Genomic DNA, 15,581 nt, shown 5'->3' with positions numbered 1-15,581 from the left:
AAACACCAACGTGAGCAAGCATTCCGCGACCGCCATGCAGCCGAAGCATCAAACTCAAACCGTGGAACCTTATGGGCGACAGCAGACCGTGCCTGAACAAGTGACCTATGAACAACCGCTGAATGAACGCATCCGCACCCTGCTGCGGCTCGAATTCCTGTTCGCCCAGGCCAACGCCCATCTCTATCGCCACAGCAACTGGGACAACCGCGCCGCCGTCAACGCCCTGTTCGACATCATCAATGTCTTCGGCCGTACCGATCTCAAGACCGAGATCATGAAAGAGCTGGAACGCCAGGCCCTGTTTCTGGAGAAGCTGGCCGAGAACCCCCAGGTCGATAAGGCCCGGCTGGAAAGTGTGCTCGACGAGATGGACATCCTCATCGACCAGTTGCACGGCCTCAAGGCCCAGGACATGGACATCCGCAACAACGATTTCCTCGGCAGCATCAAGCAGCGCTACCACATCGCCGGCGGCGCCTGCGACTTCGACCTGCCGGCCTATCATTTCTGGCTGTCGCGTCCGCAGGAACAACGCATCCTCGACATGCAGCAGTGGTTAAAACCCTTCGACCCGATCCAGCAATCCGTAAACCTGATCCTGCGCCTGATCCGCGACAGCGCCCAGACCAGCCGCGAAATCGCCGAGGCGGGCTTCTTCCAAAAATCCCTCGACCCCAGCAGCGCCTGCCAGATGATCCGCGTGACCCTGGACGGCGAGACACCCCACTTCGCCGAGATCAGCGGCGGCAAACACCGCTTCACCATCCGCTTCATGCAGACCGGCTTCAGCGACCGGCCCACCCAAGTCGACCAGGACACCCCCTTCAAGCTCACCTGCTGCATGCTATGAGCGAAGCGCCCGTCGTCAATTGCCCGAGCTGCGGCAAGCAAGTGGTATGGGAGGAGACATCGAAATGGCGCCCTTTCTGTAGCGAGCGCTGCAAATTGATTGATTTGGGGGAATGGGCCAGCGAATCTCACCGTATTCCCGGCGAAGAGCTGCCAGCGACGGAAGAAAACGAGGACTTCTTGCGCAACAAATAGACGCGTGTTTAGACTTCGCGGGGCTTGGTGGCCTTAAATCCCCCCAGCCCCCTTTACAAAGGGGGCAGGCAGGCAGGGGGTCGCCGTCAGGGACTAAGATAATCGATCGGCTGTTGAATATCCTCCAATCCCGACTCGGTCTGATTTTTTGTTCCCCCCTTTTTTAAAGGGGGGCGGGGGGGATTTAATCCTCGCCTCACCCCGCCGGCCAAAGACTGCGAATCGCCGCAATCCCCTGCCCACCGGCGGCGAAGGCCTGCGCCAGATCATCGCGACTCACCCCGCCCAGGGCGTACACCGGGATGGGCATTTCATCCACCAGGCGGCGCATCTCATCCCAGCCCAGGGGCTCGGTATCGGGATGACTTTGAGTCCACTTGATCGGCGACAACAGGGCGAAATCGGCCTCCAGCTGCAGCGCCTTGTGCAGCTCTTCACGGCTATGACAGGAGGCCGCCACTAGCAGACTTTTATCCAACGGGCGTTGGCTCAAAGAGTGTAACCGCCCGCTGCTGAGCTGAATCCCGTCGGCCCCCACTTCGGCCACCCAGTCCGGCTCGCCGTTCAATAACACGCGCGCGCCGTGGGCATGACAGAGTGGCACCACCTGCTGGGCCAGCGCCTTGTATGCCTCAGCGGCCAACCCCTTGGCACGCAACTGCAGCAAGCGAATGCCCTGCGCCAAGGCCTGCTGCAACTGGGCAAGAAACGCATCCACCGCGTCAGGCTCAGGGGTGATCAGGTAACAGTCGGGCAGTTGCGCCGCGGCGATGATGGGCCGGTTGGCGGCGGGAAAATCCCATCGGGAAAGTTCATCCACATGGCACCACGCCAGCGGCTGACCTTCACGCCCGTGCGGCGTGCCGCGAAAGCCGTCCACGCGCCAGACATCCAGCAATACCGACCTGTCGGGATACGCATGCTTGACCCGGATCAAGGGGCGGGCCCGCCCGACCTGGATGCCGACCTCTTCATCCAATTCGCGCGTCAGTGCGGCCAGCACATCCTCGCCCGCCTCCACCTTGCCGCCGGGGAACTCCCACAGGCCGCCCTGGTGCTTGTGCGCCGGACGTTTGGCGATCAAGACCTGGCCTTGATCATTACAGATGAGGGCGGCGGCGACGTGAATATAATCCATACGTTTAAAAACTTATATTGATTCTATACCTAAAGACAGGCCTGGCTATCGACCTCCCTCTTTATTAAAGGGGGAACGAGGGGGATTTAGACGATGGAGCTATATCCAACCGCTGGTTAAATCCCCCCTACCCCCTTTTTCAAAGGGGGGGAATGGGCATGGAGATGGCATCGGGGCATGGGGTATCAACACGCCGCCGCCACCTTCAACTTTTCGGCATTGATGGCGTGACTACTGGCAAAGCCTTCCACATAGCGACCGGCGCGCGGCTCAAAGCGATACAGGGAAAAGTCGGAGAACTGGAACAGCCCTTCGGCGTCGGGCAAGCGGGCGAGATAGAGCGCCTTGAGGTGTTCGTAATCAGGGTGCTCGGGCGTGACCGCTGTAACCGTCCCTTGCAAGCTCACGCGCGCCAGCTGCTGTGGGTCACGCCGTCCGTCGTCCGGCTCACTCAACGCCAGAGAAACCCGCGCATCGGCCTCCAGATTGCGGGTGTGTTGAGCAAGGCGACTCAAATGCATGATCAGCGCAGAAAAATCCGCCACGGCGACGAAGGCCACCCAGGAGACATAGGGTCCATCGTCAGACTGGGTCCCCAGGCAGGCCCAACGCTGGCCGCGCAGCAACTGCGCCAAGCGGGTGGGATCCATCGGTTTCATGGCGGCGCTCTGTTGCGTCATACCGCCCTCAGGCGTAGACATCCAACCTGCCGACCCGGTCCACATCGGCCGGCTGGCTTAGCTGCGCCGCGGTCTCATAGGCGGCGATGGCGCGCTGGGCCGGCGCCTGATAGCCCTCTGAGGCACGGGAATGCTGTTGCTCATGTCGTGCCAGGTATTCCTCTTCGCTCAGCGCCGGCGACTGATCGTGTTGCCGCCCCTGCTTGTTGAGCAGTTCCCCTTCCAGGGTGTGTTCGGCGGCAGCGCCCGCCTCGCGCTGGACCAGCCTGGGCTGTTGCTGCTGCTGGCGCGCCTGGGCGGTGGCATCCCGCAGCCGTTGCACGGCCTGAGGATCATACCTCACCATGTTACCGACATAGTGTGCGATCGCCGCTGCGCTCATATGCTTACCGTCTGTTGCGACACCACCCGCGTCAAGGCGGGATTAGATTAGAACGACATCCTCAAGCCGATGTGCCAGCCCTTATCCAGGTCCACATCGACATTGTTCTCCAGGCGCGTGCGCACCTTGCGGTAGCCCACGTAAACCGCCGCCTCGGGCAGCACCTCGTATTCGGCACGACCGCTGAAATCCCAAAACCTTTCCGCGTCACCGAAGGTGGTTACATCGGGCCCGAAATAGAGCTGTGCCACCAGGCCCATGCGGTTGAACTGCGGCGGCACGTACCAACCCTTGGCGCCCAGGGTGATGGAGCCCACATCGGCGCCGCTGTCGAGGGACACGCCATAGCCCTTTACCCCCACACCGAAGTGCAGACCGGGGGCATGGCTGCCAGCCTCGCCCATCATCTCGATGCCGCCGACAATCATCACATCGTCGGACTCGGTGTACATAAACCCGACTTCGGCGTCGGTTTGACCATAACCGCTGTAGCTGATCGGCGTGGCGTAACGCACCAGCGCCGTATCATTACTCAGACTCAGGTCCAGCTCCCGCGCGCCGGCCTCGGCGCCCGCAAGCATTAACAATGCCGCAACACTCGCTCGCAATTTCATTTCCAAACTCCCTGAAAATTCAATGTATTTTGCTATCGGCCGCGGAACAATTCCGGGCCGCACATCCTAGCAGCGGGCTAATAGTATCACGGTGTAGACGAGACCCAGAGCGCAAAAGTTCCTGAGCCTTTTCGAACCACAACCGTATTACATTAGACCACCACCCGCCGGTTTTCCAGGTCAGCTTTGCAGCGCGGCGCGGGCGCACAACCACACATCCACGCGCTCCACCCCGGCCCGTTTCAGGGTCCGTGCCAGCATCTCCACCGTCGTGCCGGTGGTCATCACATCATCCAGCAGCGCGACGTGGCCCACCGGCGCGCCGCACACCGCAAAGGCATGCTTCAAATTGCGCCGCCGGGCCTTGGCGTCCAGCCCGGTCTGGGGTGTGGTGGCCAGTCGCCGGCGGCAGAATTCAGGCTGCAACGGCAAGCCCAGGACCTGGGCCACGGGCCGGGCCAACTCCAGCGCCTGGTTGAAGCCGCGCTGGCGCAGGCGCACGGGATGCAGGGGCACCGGGATGAGCATATCCGGCGCATCCGCCGTCACTTGCGCCAAGCGCTCAGCCATGAGTACGCCCAACAGGCGGGCGTTGTAGAGCTTGCCGTTGAACTTGAGCCCCTGAATTAACTGGGCCACGGGCGGGCCGTAGTCGAAAACCGCGTAGGCGCTGTCAAAGCTGGGGGCCTTTTGCTGGCAACGGCCGCAGATACCGGGTTCGGACAGGGGGATGGCGCAGCGGCGGCAGGCGCTGCGCAGATAAGGCAATTCCATGGCGCAGCACTGACACACATCGCGACCGTTATGGCCCGCGCGACCACAGAGGATGCAACGGGCCGGCAACAGCCAGTCGTGAGCATGTTTTAGCCAGCCGTTAACCTGCAGAGTTATTTTGGTTGACAGCCGCCCCCGAGCCATTAACATCACCCCCATGACGTTTTAGCCACTCTATTACAAGGACACCGGCATGGACAACGCGATTTTCAGCAAGATTGACCAGATTACCCAACGCATCCTGGGCGGCGGCGAGATGACGGCCGAGGAAGGCCGCTGGATGATCCGCCTCGACGACGACTATCTGCCCTGGCTCATGGCCGGCGCCGACCGCATCCGCAAGACCTTCCGCGGCAACGAGATCGAGGTCTGCGCCATCGCCAATGTGCGCTCCGGCAACTGTTCCGAAAACTGCTCGTTCTGCGCCCAGTCCGGCCACCACAAGACGGCCGCCCCGGCCTACGACTACATTCCCGCCACCGACCTCGTCGCCCAGGCGCAACAGGCGCGCGAATGGGGCGCCAGCGATTTCGGCGTGGTCTCCAAGGGTTGGGGCGTGCGCTCCGACAAAGAGAGCGCCCAGCTGGAGGAGTACTTCGCCGCCATGGACGCGGGCAGCGACATCGGCCGCTGCGCCAGCCTGGGCGCCCTGACCCAGGAATCCGCACAAAAACTCAAGGCCCTGGGCATGGAGAATTACCACCACAATCTGGAGTGCGCCGAAAGCTTCTTCGACCAGGTCTGCACCACCCACACCTATCAGGACAACATCGACACCATCAATAACGCCCGCGCCGCCGGTCTGCGCGTCTGCGCCGGCGGCATCCTGGGCATGGGCGAGTCCCTCGACCAGCGCATCGAAATGGCCGAAACCCTGCGCCAATTGGATGTGGAATCGGTGCCGCTCAACTTCCTCGCCCCCGTCGTGGGCACCCCCATGGGCAACCGTACCCCCATGACGCCCCACGAGATCCTGCGCGCCATCGCCAGCTACCGCTACATGCTGCCGCGCGCCGAGATCCGCATCGCCGGCGGACGCCAGTTCCTGGGCGACATGCAGTCCATGATCTTCATGGCCGGCGCCTCCGGGGTGATGATCGGCAACTACCTCACCACCCAGGGGCGCAGCGTGGACGATGACCTGAAGATGATCCGCGACCTCAAGCTCGAGGTGCGCGGCGACACCCAGCAACGGCGGGCACAGCAGAACAAGGCTGCGGCGGCCGTTTGAGTGAGGAGACATGGAAAGCAGTTAAATCCCCCTCAATCCCCCTTTAGAAAAGGGGGAGGCTACGCTGCTATCGCCACATCTCGAGTCCACCACAGCCCTATTCCCCCCTTTGTAAAAGGGGGGCTAGGGGGGATTTAGCCGACCTCAGACGTTAACCCAGTGCGCGACTTAAACACCGAACTCACCCGCCTCCACCAGGCCGGCCTCTACCGCCAACGCCGCATCATGGCCAACGCCGCCGGCGTCTACGGCCATGCCGACGGCCGCGAGGTGCTCGCCTTCTGCAGCAACGACTACCTGGGCCTGGCCAACCACCCCGAGGTGGTCAAGGCCCTGCAGGCCGGGGCCGAACGCTGGGGCCTGGGCAGCGGCGCCGCGCACCTGGTCAACGGCCACACGACGGCCCATCACGCCCTCGAAGCGGAGTTGGCCGCCTTTACCAATCGCCCCCGCGCCCTGCTCTTCTCCACCGGCTACATGACCAACCTGGGGGTGATCGCCGCCCTTTGCGGCCGCGGCGACCATGTCTTCGAGGACCGCCTCAACCACGCCTCGCTGCTGGACGGCGGACTGCTGTCCCAGGCGCGGCTGCAGCGCTACGCCCATGGCGACGGCGCGGCCCTGGACGGGAAACTGGCGCAGCGCACCACAGGTGAAAAACTGGTCGTCACCGACGGTGTCTTCAGCATGGACGGTGATCTCGCCCCCCTGCCCCAGCTCGCCGCCACAGCCAAACGGCACGACGCCTGGCTGATGGTGGACGACGCCCACGGCTTCGGCGTGCTGGGGGCCAACGGTGGCGGCACGGCCGAACACTTCGGCCTGGGCATGGACGCGCTGCCCATCCTGGTCGGGACCCTGGGCAAGGCCTTCGGCAGCTTCGGCGCCTTCGTTGCCGGGTCCGACGCGCTGATCGAATTCCTGATCCAGAAGGCGCGCCCTTACATCTACACCACCGCCCTGCCGCCGGCCGTAGCCGAGGCCACCCGGGTCAGTCTCAAGCTGCTGCAGACCGACACCTGGCGGCGGGAAAAATTACAGAGCCTGATCCAACGTTTTCGCCGCGGCGCGGAAGAACTGGGGCTGACCCTGATGCAATCCCAGACGCCCATCCAGCCGCTGCTCATCGGCGACAATGACAAGGCCGTGGCCCTGAGCCAGGCCCTGCTGAAACAGGGCATCCTCGTCAGCGCCATCCGCCCGCCCACCGTGCCCGAGGGCGGCGCCCGGCTGCGCATCACCCTCTCCGCCGCCCATCGCGAGGTGGACGTGGATCAACTGCTCACCGTGCTGGAGATGGTGGCATGAGATTGTTTTACCGCACAGGACGCGAAGGTCGCCAAGATAAAATCGTAACTCTGGTCATTATCAATATTAAACAGCCGGCATGTGCTGCAAATGCAATTCGTCCGACTTCGCGTTCCTGCGCGTCCTGTGCGGTAAAAAGCTGATACCACCATGGCATTTTTGCACACCGAAACCCATGGCCACGGCCCCGACCTCTTCCTGATCCACGGCTGGGGGCTGCATGGCGGCATCTGGCAGTCGGTCGTCGAGGCGCTGCAACATCGCTATCGCCTCACCGTCGTCGATCTGCCCGGCCACGGCCACAGCCCGCTGCCCGCCGGCGGCTTCGATCTCGACCGACTGGCGCAACTGCTGCTCGACAGCGCGCCACCCCAAGCCGCCTGGGTCGGCTGGTCCCTGGGCGGCATGGCCGCGCTCAATGCCATGCTGCGCTGGCCGCAACAGATCGACAAAGTGACCCTGGTGGCCGCCCAGCCCCAGTTCATCCAGAGCGACGACTGGCCCCATGCCACACCGGAAAAGAGTCTGGCCCAGTTCGCTGAGAACCTGGTCAAGCACACCGACCAGACCCTGAAACGTTTCCTCGCCCTGCAGGTGCGCGGCACGGCGGACGAAAAGGACCAACTGCGCGCCATGCGCGCCCTGGTCGACGCCCGCCCCCCGCCGCAGGCCGAGGCACTGCGGCTGGGGCTGGAGATCCTGCGCAGCACCAACCTGCGGCCGCGCCTTAACCAGATACAGCGCCCGCTGCAGTTCATTCTCGGCGGGCGCGACATGCTGGTGCCGGTGGCCGCGGCCAAGGCCATCGGGACCCGGGTCCCGACGGCGCGTATCGACATCCTGCCCCAGGCCGGGCATATCCCGTTTTTTTCGCATACGGATGAATTTTTAAAACCGCTCGGGGCCTTTATGGAGAAAAATTATTGAACCGCAAAGGACGCCAAGGAACGCGAAGTTGAATTTTCGAACCGCGCGGACAGCATGCAGCGTGAATTCACATCGCAGAGAACCGGACCGACTACACGCTTAGCGCGCCTTCGCGTCCTTTGCGGTAAAACTTTTTAGCAGACAAAAATATGGACAATACGCTTTATCAACTCGACAAACGCCTGGTGCGCGACGCCTTCGACCGCGCCGCGGCCGCGTATGACGAAGTCGCCATCCTGCAGCGCGAGGTCGGCCGCCGCCTGCTGGAACGGCTCGATCTGATCAAGCTGCAGCCGCGCGCCATCGTCGACATCGGGGCCGGCACCGGCGAGCTGGGCGCGGCCCTGGCCAAGCGCTACAAGGGCAGCGAGGTGATCCTCCTCGACCTGGCCCCGCGCATGCTCAAACGGGCGCGCCAACGGCGGCGTCTGGTGGAGCGTTGGCTGGGCCGACAGCGCTTCGTCTGCGGCGACGCCGAACAGCTGCCCCTGGCCGACAACAGCGTCGACATGGTGTTCTCCAACTTCGCCATCCAGTGGTGCAGCGACCTGGACCGGGCCTTCGCCGAATTCCAGCGCGTGCTGCGCCCCGACGGCCTGCTACTGTTCACCAGCTTCGGCCCCGACACCCTCACCGAGCTGCGCCAGGCCTGGCGCGCGGTGGACGACGCCGTGCACGTCAACAGCTTCATCGACATGCACGACATCGGCGATGCCCTGATGCGCGCCAAGCTGGCCGAACCGGTGATGGACGCCGAGCGCCTCACCCTGACCTATGCCGACGGCATGGGCGTGATGCGCGACCTCAAGGCCATGGGCGCGCACAATGTCTCGGCCGGTCGCCATCACGGGCTTACCGGTAAGCGAAAATTGCAACACATGCTGGCCGCCTACGAGCAATTCAGGAACAGCGCGGGACTGCTGCCGGCGACCTATGAGGTGGTGTATGGTCACGCCTGGGGCAGTGATGTGGGGGCGGGACAAGTGCACGAGGACGGTACGGTGCATGTGCCCTTATCCCAACTTAAACGGGGATAGATGATGGACGGTTATTTTATCACCGGCACCGACACCGACATCGGCAAGACCTGGACCAGTCTGGGAATCGTCGAGGCCTTGAAACGCCGCGGCCACACGGTCGGCGTCATGAAACCCGTCTCCGCCGGTTGTGCGCAAACCGGCGCCGGCCTGCGCAACGAAGACGCCCTGCTGCTGCAACGGCACAGCAACGTGGAACTGGCCTACGACCAGATCAATCCCTACGCCTTCGCACCGGCCATCGCCCCCCACATCGCCGCCGCCGAAGCGGCGATGCGCATGGATATCGAAACCCTGCACGCACAGTTTCAAGCCATCGCCGCCCAAAGCGACTGCGTGGTGGTGGAAGGCGCCGGTGGCTGGCAGGTGCCCTTGAATGATTTCCAGACCATGGCCGAGCTGGCCAAACGATTGGCGTTACCGGTGTGCCTGGTCGTCGGCCTGCGTCTGGGCTGCCTCAATCACGCCCTACTTACGGTGGCATCGATCCGCGCCAGCGGCCTGCCGCTGGCCGGCTGGGTGGCCAATCAACTCACGCCGGAAATGGCTCGTCTGGATGAGAATATAGCCACCCTGGAGCGCATGATCGAAGCCCCGCTGTTGGGTCGGATCCCCTATCTCGAACACTTGGATGTAAATGCCATCGCCGACCGGCTGAGCTTGCCGCCGGCGCGCAATACGCTCAGACCGGACTGGGCCATCTAAACCACCACACTGCGCTCCACCCGCATCAACCACAGGCCGCTGGCAATGATCACCAGCGCCCCCACGGCGGTCCACAGATCGATGCGGTCGCCAAAGAAGAAATAACCCAGCACCACCCCCCAAACCATCTGCACATAATGGAACGAGGCCGCCGTGGCGGTGCGGGCATGGGCAAAGGCGCGCGCGATGGCGATGGCGCCGAAGGCGGAGACCCCGCCCATGAAGGCCAGATAGCCCAGGTCCTGCAAACGAGGCCCCTGCAGCTTGTCGAAAAAGACCAGCATCAGGATGGCGATGATGACCAGGTGCGGATAAAAGGCCCAGGAGAGCAGGGTGTGATTGCTGTCGCGCATGTAGCGCGCGGTGATATTGACCAGGGAAAAGAACAGCGCCGAGGCCAGCGCCGCCAGCGAGGCCGGCTCCAAGGGGATCAGGCCGGGACGCAAAATGATCAACACCCCGGCAAAACCCAGCACGATGGCCAACACATGACGCAGGCTGACCCGATCTTTCAATAAGGGTATGCCCAAGAGGGCGGAGAAAATGGGCGCCATAAAGGCCATGGCGTAGGCCGTGGCCAGGGACAGTTGCGTGAAGGCATAGACGATCAGAGACAGCTGCGCGAATACCAACACGCCGCGCAATACATGCAAACCGCGACGTCCGTCCTTGAGCGTGTTCTTGATCCCGCCCAACCACGGCGACAGCAACAGCAGAACGATCAAGCCGAACAATGAATTGTAGAAGACGATGGAATACGTCGAATAATAACTGCTCAGGTACTTGATGGTGGTATCGCCGAAGGAGAGCAGGCTAAAGCCCAGCAGCGATAAAACTATTCCCTTGGCGGCACTGTGCGTGTTGTCGGTCATGTAAGAAAATCGCGGTGACATTCATGGGCGAACGGCGCATTTTCTCACAATAACAGGGCGCGGGCTAAGCGCGCCTCATGTGTATGTCTCGGCGTTACTGCGCACACCGAAGCCACTCTAACTATCCGTGGTCAATCTCTCTTTCACGTGCCGACTGCAAAGCACCGGCAGAAACGACGTGACGCGACTATCTGACATGAGCTTGCTCAGTTCTTGTTCGTACAGGCGCCGGATATGGTGTTCGTCCAACTGGTATTGCATGGCCAGCGATTCAATGACGCTGTCATGCACATCTCTCCCGGCATCGGATTTAGGCGTGTCACTCATGGCAAATGATCCTGTTTTTGGTTGAACAAAGCGCAAGACTCTATAGCCTTGCCATCCACATGACTCCCATGGCCTGGGGCAAATCATAACAGCTCAATTGCGACGCAGCATGGAAAAAATTTGCATGCCGATATCCGCCCAAATCAGTCAAATTTATCCAATTCATTCAGCGCATTAGAAAATTCCCCGGATCCCCGGCCAGGCATGTGGCTATGCAAAAACCTGCGGCATGGCCTGCCGAAGTCGGCTAAACTAGCCCGACATACGAATTTAGGGATGTTGCGATGACCTATTGTGTTGCCATTTCGGTCAACGACGGGCTGGTGTTTTGTTCTGACTCGCGCACCAATGCCGGGCCGGACATGATCTCGACCTACAGCAAGATGCATGTCTACAACCCGGCGGCGGACCGCATGTTCGTCATCCTGACCGCGGGCAATCTGGCCACCACCCAGGCCATCATCAGCCGTATCGAGCACGAGTTGGAAGAGCCCGACACCACCAATTTGCTGAGTTGCAAAAAAATGGTGGAAGCGGCGCGCTATGTCAGCAAGATCAGCGGCGAGGAGCAGGCCAGCGCCAAGTCGTCCGCCGCCGGCAGCAATGTGGACACCTCCTGCACCCTGATCTTCGGCGGCCAGATCAAGGGCTTTGCGCCGGCCATCTATATGATCTACCCGGCCGGCAACTTCATCACCGATTCGGACGAAAATCCCTTTCTTCAGGTGGGCGAAAGCAAGTACGGCAAACCCATTCTGGATCGCATCCTGACGCGCGAGACCTCATTGGGTGACGCGGCGCGTTGCAGCATCGTCTCCATGGATTCCACCATCAAGTCCAATGCCACGGTGGGCCCGCCCATCGAACTGCTGGTCTACGAAAGCGACACCTTCGAGGGAAATCATTACATGCGCCTGGACGAGGACGACGAATACCTGCGTGACATCCGCCAGGCCTGGAATGAGGCGCTCAAACTGTCCTTTGCCGAACTGCCCCAACTGGACTGGGAGGAGCGCAGCGAAGAGATCCCACCGCTGCAGGCCATCAGCAACGAAAACAACACATAGCGCGCTTAGGGTATGTCGATCCGCGTCGCCATTCGTCACCAGACCCGTTACGACTACGACCGGCCGGTACGCCTGTCGCCCCACCTGATCCGACTGCGTCCCGCGGCCCACTGCCGCACACCGATCCACAGCTATAGCCTCAAGGTCGAGCCTTCAAGCCACTTCGTCAACTGGCAGCAGGACCCCTTCGGTAACTTCGTCGCCCGTTACGTGTTCCCGGAAAAGATCACCCGTCTGAGCGTCGATGTGGAGCTGATCGCCGAGATGACGGTGATCAATCCCTTCGACTTTTTCGTCGAGGAGTACGCCGACAACTGGCCCTTTGAATACGACGAACAGCTGGGCCACCAACTGTCCCCCTATCTCAAGATTCGCGAGGACGGCCCCCTGCTGCGCGCGTGGGTCGCCAGCGTCAAACGCGAGGCGACGCCCACCGTGGACTTTCTGGTCCACCTCAATCAGCGCCTGCAGCAGGAGATCGGCTACCTGATCCGCATGGAACCGGGCGTGCAAAGCTGCGAACAGACCCTGCAAACCGCCACCGGCTCGTGCCGCGACAGCGGCTGGCTGCTGGTGCAGATCCTGCGCCACCTGGGCCTGGCGGCGCGTTTCGTCTCCGGGTATCTGGTGCAGCTCGCCGCCGATGTCAAATCCCTCGACGGCCCCTCCGGCACTGACACGGATTTCACCGACCTGCACGCCTGGGCCGAAGTCTTCGTCCCCGGCGCCGGCTGGCTGGGGCTGGACCCCACCTCGGGCCTGTTCGCCGGCGAGGGTCACATTCCCCTCTCCTGCACCCCGGACCCCGGCGCCGCCGCACCGGTCACCGGCCTGGTGGAACCCTGTGAGACCGTGTTTCACTTCGACAACCGTGTCACCCGCATCCACGAGGACCCACGCGTCACCAAGCCCTACACCGAGGCGCAGTGGCAACAGGTGATGGCCCTGGGCGAGCAGGTCGATCAGCGCCTGCAGGATCAGGATGTACGCCTGACCCAGGGCGGCGAGCCCACCTTCGTTTCCATCGACGACCCGGACGGCGCCGAGTGGAACACCGCCGCCCTGGGAGCGCGCAAGGAGCGCCTGGCGCGCGAACTGTTGCAACGGCTGAGCCGGCGCTTCGCCGCCCACGGTGTGCTGCACCACGGCCAGGGCAAGTGGTACCCGGGTGAGGCGCTGCCGCGCTGGGCCTACAGCTGTTTTTTCCGCAGCGACGGCGAAGCGCTGTGGCATGACACGGCGCTGCTGTCACCGGCCGACACGCGTAAGATCGGGATCGGCGAGGCGCGCCGCTTCGCCCAGACCCTGGCGCGCACATTGGGCGTGAGCGACGCCGCACTCATGCCCGCCTATGAGGACGCCGCCCACTACCTGCACGCCGAAAATTCACTGCCCGTAGACATGGACCCGCACCGGGCCGACCTTAAGGACCCGCTGGAACGGCGGCGCCTGGCACGGCTACTCAACCGGGGCCTGGACGCGGTCGCCGGCTACGCCCTGCCGTTGCGCTGTGCCAGCGCACATGGGCGCTGGCACAGCGCCCGCTGGCCGCTGCGCAATGAGCGTCTCACCCTGTTGCCCGGCGACTCGCCCATGGGTTTGCGCCTGCCGCTGGACGCCCTGCCCAAACAGACGCGGCGCAAGACCGAGCCGCCGCGCGACGGCTTCGAGGCACGCACACCGCTGGTCTCGGCCAGCGAGATCGCGCGGCGCTACAGCCTGTTCCAACCCACGGCGCCCGTGACCCAGCCCCTCAGCGAGCAAGCCGCGGCGGATGTTGATGATTTGGAGGAAATCCCGCCCACCGCCCTCTGCGTCGAACCCCGCGACGGCCGCTTGTGGATATTTTTACCGCCGCTCACCCATCTGGAACACTGGATCGAGCTCATGGGCGCCCTCGAAGCGACGGCACGCCAGTGCAATCTCGCCATCGACCTGGAAGGCTACGAGCCACCCCACGACCCACGCCTGCGCAAGCTGGCCGTCACCCCCGATCCGGGCGTGATCGAGGTCAACATCCACCCCGCCCACCACTGGCGCGAACTGGTGGAAAACACCGCGACCCTTTACGAAGAGGCACGCCTGACCCGCCTGGGCACGGAAAAATTCATGCTCGACGGCCGCCACACCGGTACCGGCGGGGGCAATCACGTCACCCTGGGCGCGGCCACCCCGGTCGACAGCCCGTTTCTGCGCCGCCCCGATCTGTTGGCCAGCCTGGCGCTCTACTGGCAGCACCACCCCGCGCTCTCCTATCTCTTTTCCGGCATGTTCATCGGACCCACCTCGCAGGCGCCGCGGGTGGACGAGGCGCGCGACGATGCCTTGTATGAATTGGAAATCGCCGTCCAGCAGCTGGCACCCGGCGAGGTCACCGAACCCTGGCTGGTGGACCGTCTGTTCCGCAACCTCCTGGTGGACATCACCGGCAACACCCACCGCGCCGAGTTCTGCATCGACAAGCTCTACAACCCCGGCGGCCCCCACGGTCGCCAGGGCCTGCTGGAATTCCGCGCCTTCGAGATGCCGCCCCACTGGCGCATGAGCGCAGTGCAGATGCTGCTGCTGCGCGCCCTGGTGGCAAGCTTCTGGCACAGGCCTTTCCGGCAACGTCCGGCGCGCTGGGGCACGACCCTGCACGATCGTTTCATGCTGCCCCACTACGTGCAGCAGGATTTTCATCAGGTGCTGGAGGATTTAAAACAGGCGGGCTTCAACTTCGACCCGGCCTGGTTCGCCCCCTTTTTCGAATTCCGCTTTCCCCACTACGGCGAACTGCGACGACAGGGCATGGAGCTGCAACTGCACGGCGCCATCGAACCCTGGCACGTGCTCGGCGAAGAGGTCACCTCCCAGGGCACGGCGCGCTTCGTCGACTCGTCGGTGGAACGGCTGCAGGTCAAGGTGAGCCGTTTCAACCCGGAGCGCTATTGCATCGCCTGCAACGGCCGGCGCGTGCCGCTGCAGGCCACCGAGGTCAACGGCGAATACGTCGCCGGGGTACGCTTCAAGGCCTGGCAGCCCACCTTCGGCCTGCATCCGCGCCTGCCCGCCGACGCCCCGCTGGTGTTCGACATTGTCGATCTGGCCAACCGGAAAAGCATCGGCGGTTGCACCTATCACGTCGCCCACCCCAGCGGCCGCAACTACGAACGCCTGCCGGTCAATGCCAATGAGGCCGAGGCGCGTCGCATCGCCCGCTTCTGGGATCACGGCCATTCCACCGGCCCCCTGTTGCCGCGCGAAGAACTGCCCAATCCCGAATTTCCCTGCACCCTGGATCTGCGTTACCGGCCAGGCTGAGTCGGATGGGTGACGCTGCGCGCCACCCATCCTATGCCACCGGCTAGCGGGTGCCCCTCTCCCTCAAGGGGGAGAGGAGATATATGGGTCGCCCGGCCCCTGTGACCGGTTCGGACAAACGCTTAACAAACCGCCCCACTCCGGTTATCTTGCCAGGCACGTCACTTTG

16 protein-coding genes are annotated in these 15,581 nt (G+C 63.1%); 9 read left to right on the top strand and 7 right to left on the bottom strand.

The features are described 5' to 3' along the window. Window positions 1–10 precede the first annotated feature (10 nt). Together Tel_00690 and Tel_00685 are read left to right on the top strand one after the other, a co-directional pair. On the top strand, window positions 11–853 hold the full coding sequence (locus tag Tel_00690) for a hypothetical protein (protein ID ALP51774.1): 843 nt from the start codon (window positions 11–13) through the stop codon (window positions 851–853). Beyond that, entirely contained in the window at window positions 850–1,047 is a 198-nt protein-coding gene (locus Tel_00685; GenBank protein ALP51773.1) for a hypothetical protein, read from the top strand. Before Tel_00690 ends, Tel_00685 begins: the two co-directional genes overlap by 4 nt. 196 nt (window positions 1,048–1,243) lie before the next feature. Here the strand turns inward: Tel_00685 and Tel_00680 are convergent, their stop codons facing one another. The 5 genes from Tel_00680 to Tel_00660 form a co-directional block, all read right to left on the bottom strand. After that, window positions 1,244–2,185 (bottom strand): thiamine monophosphate synthase, encoded by a 942-nt coding sequence (locus tag Tel_00680; protein ALP51772.1) that lies wholly within the window; start codon window positions 2,183–2,185, stop codon window positions 1,244–1,246. A 185-nt stretch (window positions 2,186–2,370) separates the two neighbouring features. Beyond that, entirely contained in the window at window positions 2,371–2,865 is a 495-nt protein-coding gene (locus Tel_00675) for a hypothetical protein (protein ID ALP51771.1), read from the bottom strand. Window positions 2,866–2,872: 7 nt separating this feature from the next. Continuing rightward, window positions 2,873–3,247, bottom strand: coding sequence for a hypothetical protein (locus Tel_00670; protein ALP51770.1), 375 nt, complete (start codon window positions 3,245–3,247; stop codon window positions 2,873–2,875). A gap of 47 nt (window positions 3,248–3,294) precedes the next feature. Next, window positions 3,295–3,828, bottom strand: a complete 534-nt coding sequence (locus Tel_00665; protein ALP51769.1) for a hypothetical protein — start codon at window positions 3,826–3,828, stop codon at window positions 3,295–3,297. Between the two features lie 213 nt (window positions 3,829–4,041). Beyond that, a complete protein-coding gene (locus tag Tel_00660; GenBank protein ID ALP54678.1) occupies window positions 4,042–4,752 on the bottom strand; it encodes a hypothetical protein in 711 nt (236 codons plus the stop codon). A 76-nt stretch (window positions 4,753–4,828) separates the two neighbouring features. Between Tel_00660 and Tel_00655 the strand changes: the two genes are divergently transcribed. From Tel_00655 to Tel_00635, 5 genes are all read left to right on the top strand, one after another. After that, complete coding sequence (locus tag Tel_00655; protein ALP51768.1) at window positions 4,829–5,866, top strand: hypothetical protein; 1,038 nt, start codon at window positions 4,829–4,831, stop codon at window positions 5,864–5,866. Window positions 5,867–6,025: 159 nt separating this feature from the next. After that, on the top strand, window positions 6,026–7,174 hold the full coding sequence (locus Tel_00650) for an 8-amino-7-oxononanoate synthase (protein ID ALP51767.1): 1,149 nt from the start codon (window positions 6,026–6,028) through the stop codon (window positions 7,172–7,174). A gap of 150 nt (window positions 7,175–7,324) precedes the next feature. Beyond that, complete coding sequence (locus tag Tel_00645) at window positions 7,325–8,101, top strand: hypothetical protein (protein ID ALP51766.1); 777 nt, start codon at window positions 7,325–7,327, stop codon at window positions 8,099–8,101. A gap of 149 nt (window positions 8,102–8,250) precedes the next feature. After that, window positions 8,251–9,138 carry a malonyl-[acyl-carrier protein] O-methyltransferase BioC gene (locus Tel_00640; protein ALP51765.1) on the top strand — a complete coding sequence of 296 codons (888 nt, stop codon included), beginning with the start codon at window positions 8,251–8,253 and terminating at the stop codon, window positions 9,136–9,138. Beyond that, a complete protein-coding gene (locus Tel_00635; GenBank protein ALP51764.1) occupies window positions 9,139–9,843 on the top strand; it encodes a hypothetical protein in 705 nt (234 codons plus the stop codon). On the opposite strand, the gene Tel_00630 is transcribed toward Tel_00635, so the two are convergent. Together Tel_00630 and Tel_00625 are read right to left on the bottom strand one after the other, a co-directional pair. Then, window positions 9,840–10,715, bottom strand: coding sequence for a hypothetical protein (locus Tel_00630; GenBank protein ALP51763.1), 876 nt, complete (start codon window positions 10,713–10,715; stop codon window positions 9,840–9,842). The genes Tel_00635 and Tel_00630 overlap by 4 nt on opposite strands. Window positions 10,716–10,832: 117 nt before the next feature. Then, a complete protein-coding gene (locus Tel_00625) occupies window positions 10,833–11,042 on the bottom strand; it encodes a hypothetical protein (protein ID ALP51762.1) in 210 nt (69 codons plus the stop codon). A gap of 284 nt (window positions 11,043–11,326) precedes the next feature. Here Tel_00625 and Tel_00620 point away from each other — a divergent pair, with 284 nt between their 5' ends. Together Tel_00620 and Tel_00615 are read left to right on the top strand one after the other, a co-directional pair. Next, entirely contained in the window at window positions 11,327–12,109 is a 783-nt protein-coding gene (locus Tel_00620; protein ID ALP51761.1) for a peptidase, read from the top strand. 12 nt (window positions 12,110–12,121) lie between these two features. Further along, window positions 12,122–15,412 carry an IMP dehydrogenase gene (locus Tel_00615; protein ALP51760.1) on the top strand — a complete coding sequence of 1,097 codons (3,291 nt, stop codon included), beginning with the start codon at window positions 12,122–12,124 and terminating at the stop codon, window positions 15,410–15,412. Window positions 15,413–15,581: the final 169 nt, after the last annotated feature.

It is taken from the genome of Candidatus Tenderia electrophaga (assembly GCA_001447805.1).
GTDB classification, from domain to species: Bacteria; Pseudomonadota; Gammaproteobacteria; order Tenderiales; family Tenderiaceae; genus Tenderia; species Tenderia electrophaga.
This window is presented reverse-complemented; position numbering and strand designations above follow the sequence as displayed.

Excerpts from the sequence above, each read along its gene's own strand:
- Tel_00685 (ALP51773.1), top strand. The coding sequence starts at position 850 with ATGAGCGAAGCGCCCGTCGTCAATTGCCCGAGCTGCGGCAAGCAAGTG.
- Tel_00680 (ALP51772.1), bottom strand. The coding sequence starts at position 2,185 with ATGGATTATATTCACGTCGCCGCCGCCCTCATCTGTAATGATCAAGGC.
- Tel_00675 (ALP51771.1), bottom strand. The coding sequence starts at position 2,865 with ATGACGCAACAGAGCGCCGCCATGAAACCGATGGATCCCACCCGCTTG.
- Tel_00670 (ALP51770.1), bottom strand. The coding sequence starts at position 3,247 with ATGAGCGCAGCGGCGATCGCACACTATGTCGGTAACATGGTGAGGTAT.
- Tel_00665 (ALP51769.1), bottom strand. The coding sequence starts at position 3,828 with ATGCTTGCGGGCGCCGAGGCCGGCGCGCGGGAGCTGGACCTGAGTCTG.
- Tel_00655 (ALP51768.1), top strand. The coding sequence starts at position 4,829 with ATGGACAACGCGATTTTCAGCAAGATTGACCAGATTACCCAACGCATC.
- Tel_00645 (ALP51766.1), top strand. The coding sequence starts at position 7,325 with ATGGCATTTTTGCACACCGAAACCCATGGCCACGGCCCCGACCTCTTC.
- Tel_00640 (ALP51765.1), top strand. The coding sequence starts at position 8,251 with ATGGACAATACGCTTTATCAACTCGACAAACGCCTGGTGCGCGACGCC.
- Tel_00635 (ALP51764.1), top strand. The coding sequence starts at position 9,139 with ATGATGGACGGTTATTTTATCACCGGCACCGACACCGACATCGGCAAG.
- Tel_00630 (ALP51763.1), bottom strand. The coding sequence starts at position 10,715 with ATGACCGACAACACGCACAGTGCCGCCAAGGGAATAGTTTTATCGCTG.
- Tel_00625 (ALP51762.1), bottom strand. The coding sequence starts at position 11,042 with ATGAGTGACACGCCTAAATCCGATGCCGGGAGAGATGTGCATGACAGC.
- Tel_00620 (ALP51761.1), top strand. The coding sequence starts at position 11,327 with ATGACCTATTGTGTTGCCATTTCGGTCAACGACGGGCTGGTGTTTTGT.
- Tel_00615 (ALP51760.1), top strand. The coding sequence starts at position 12,122 with ATGTCGATCCGCGTCGCCATTCGTCACCAGACCCGTTACGACTACGAC.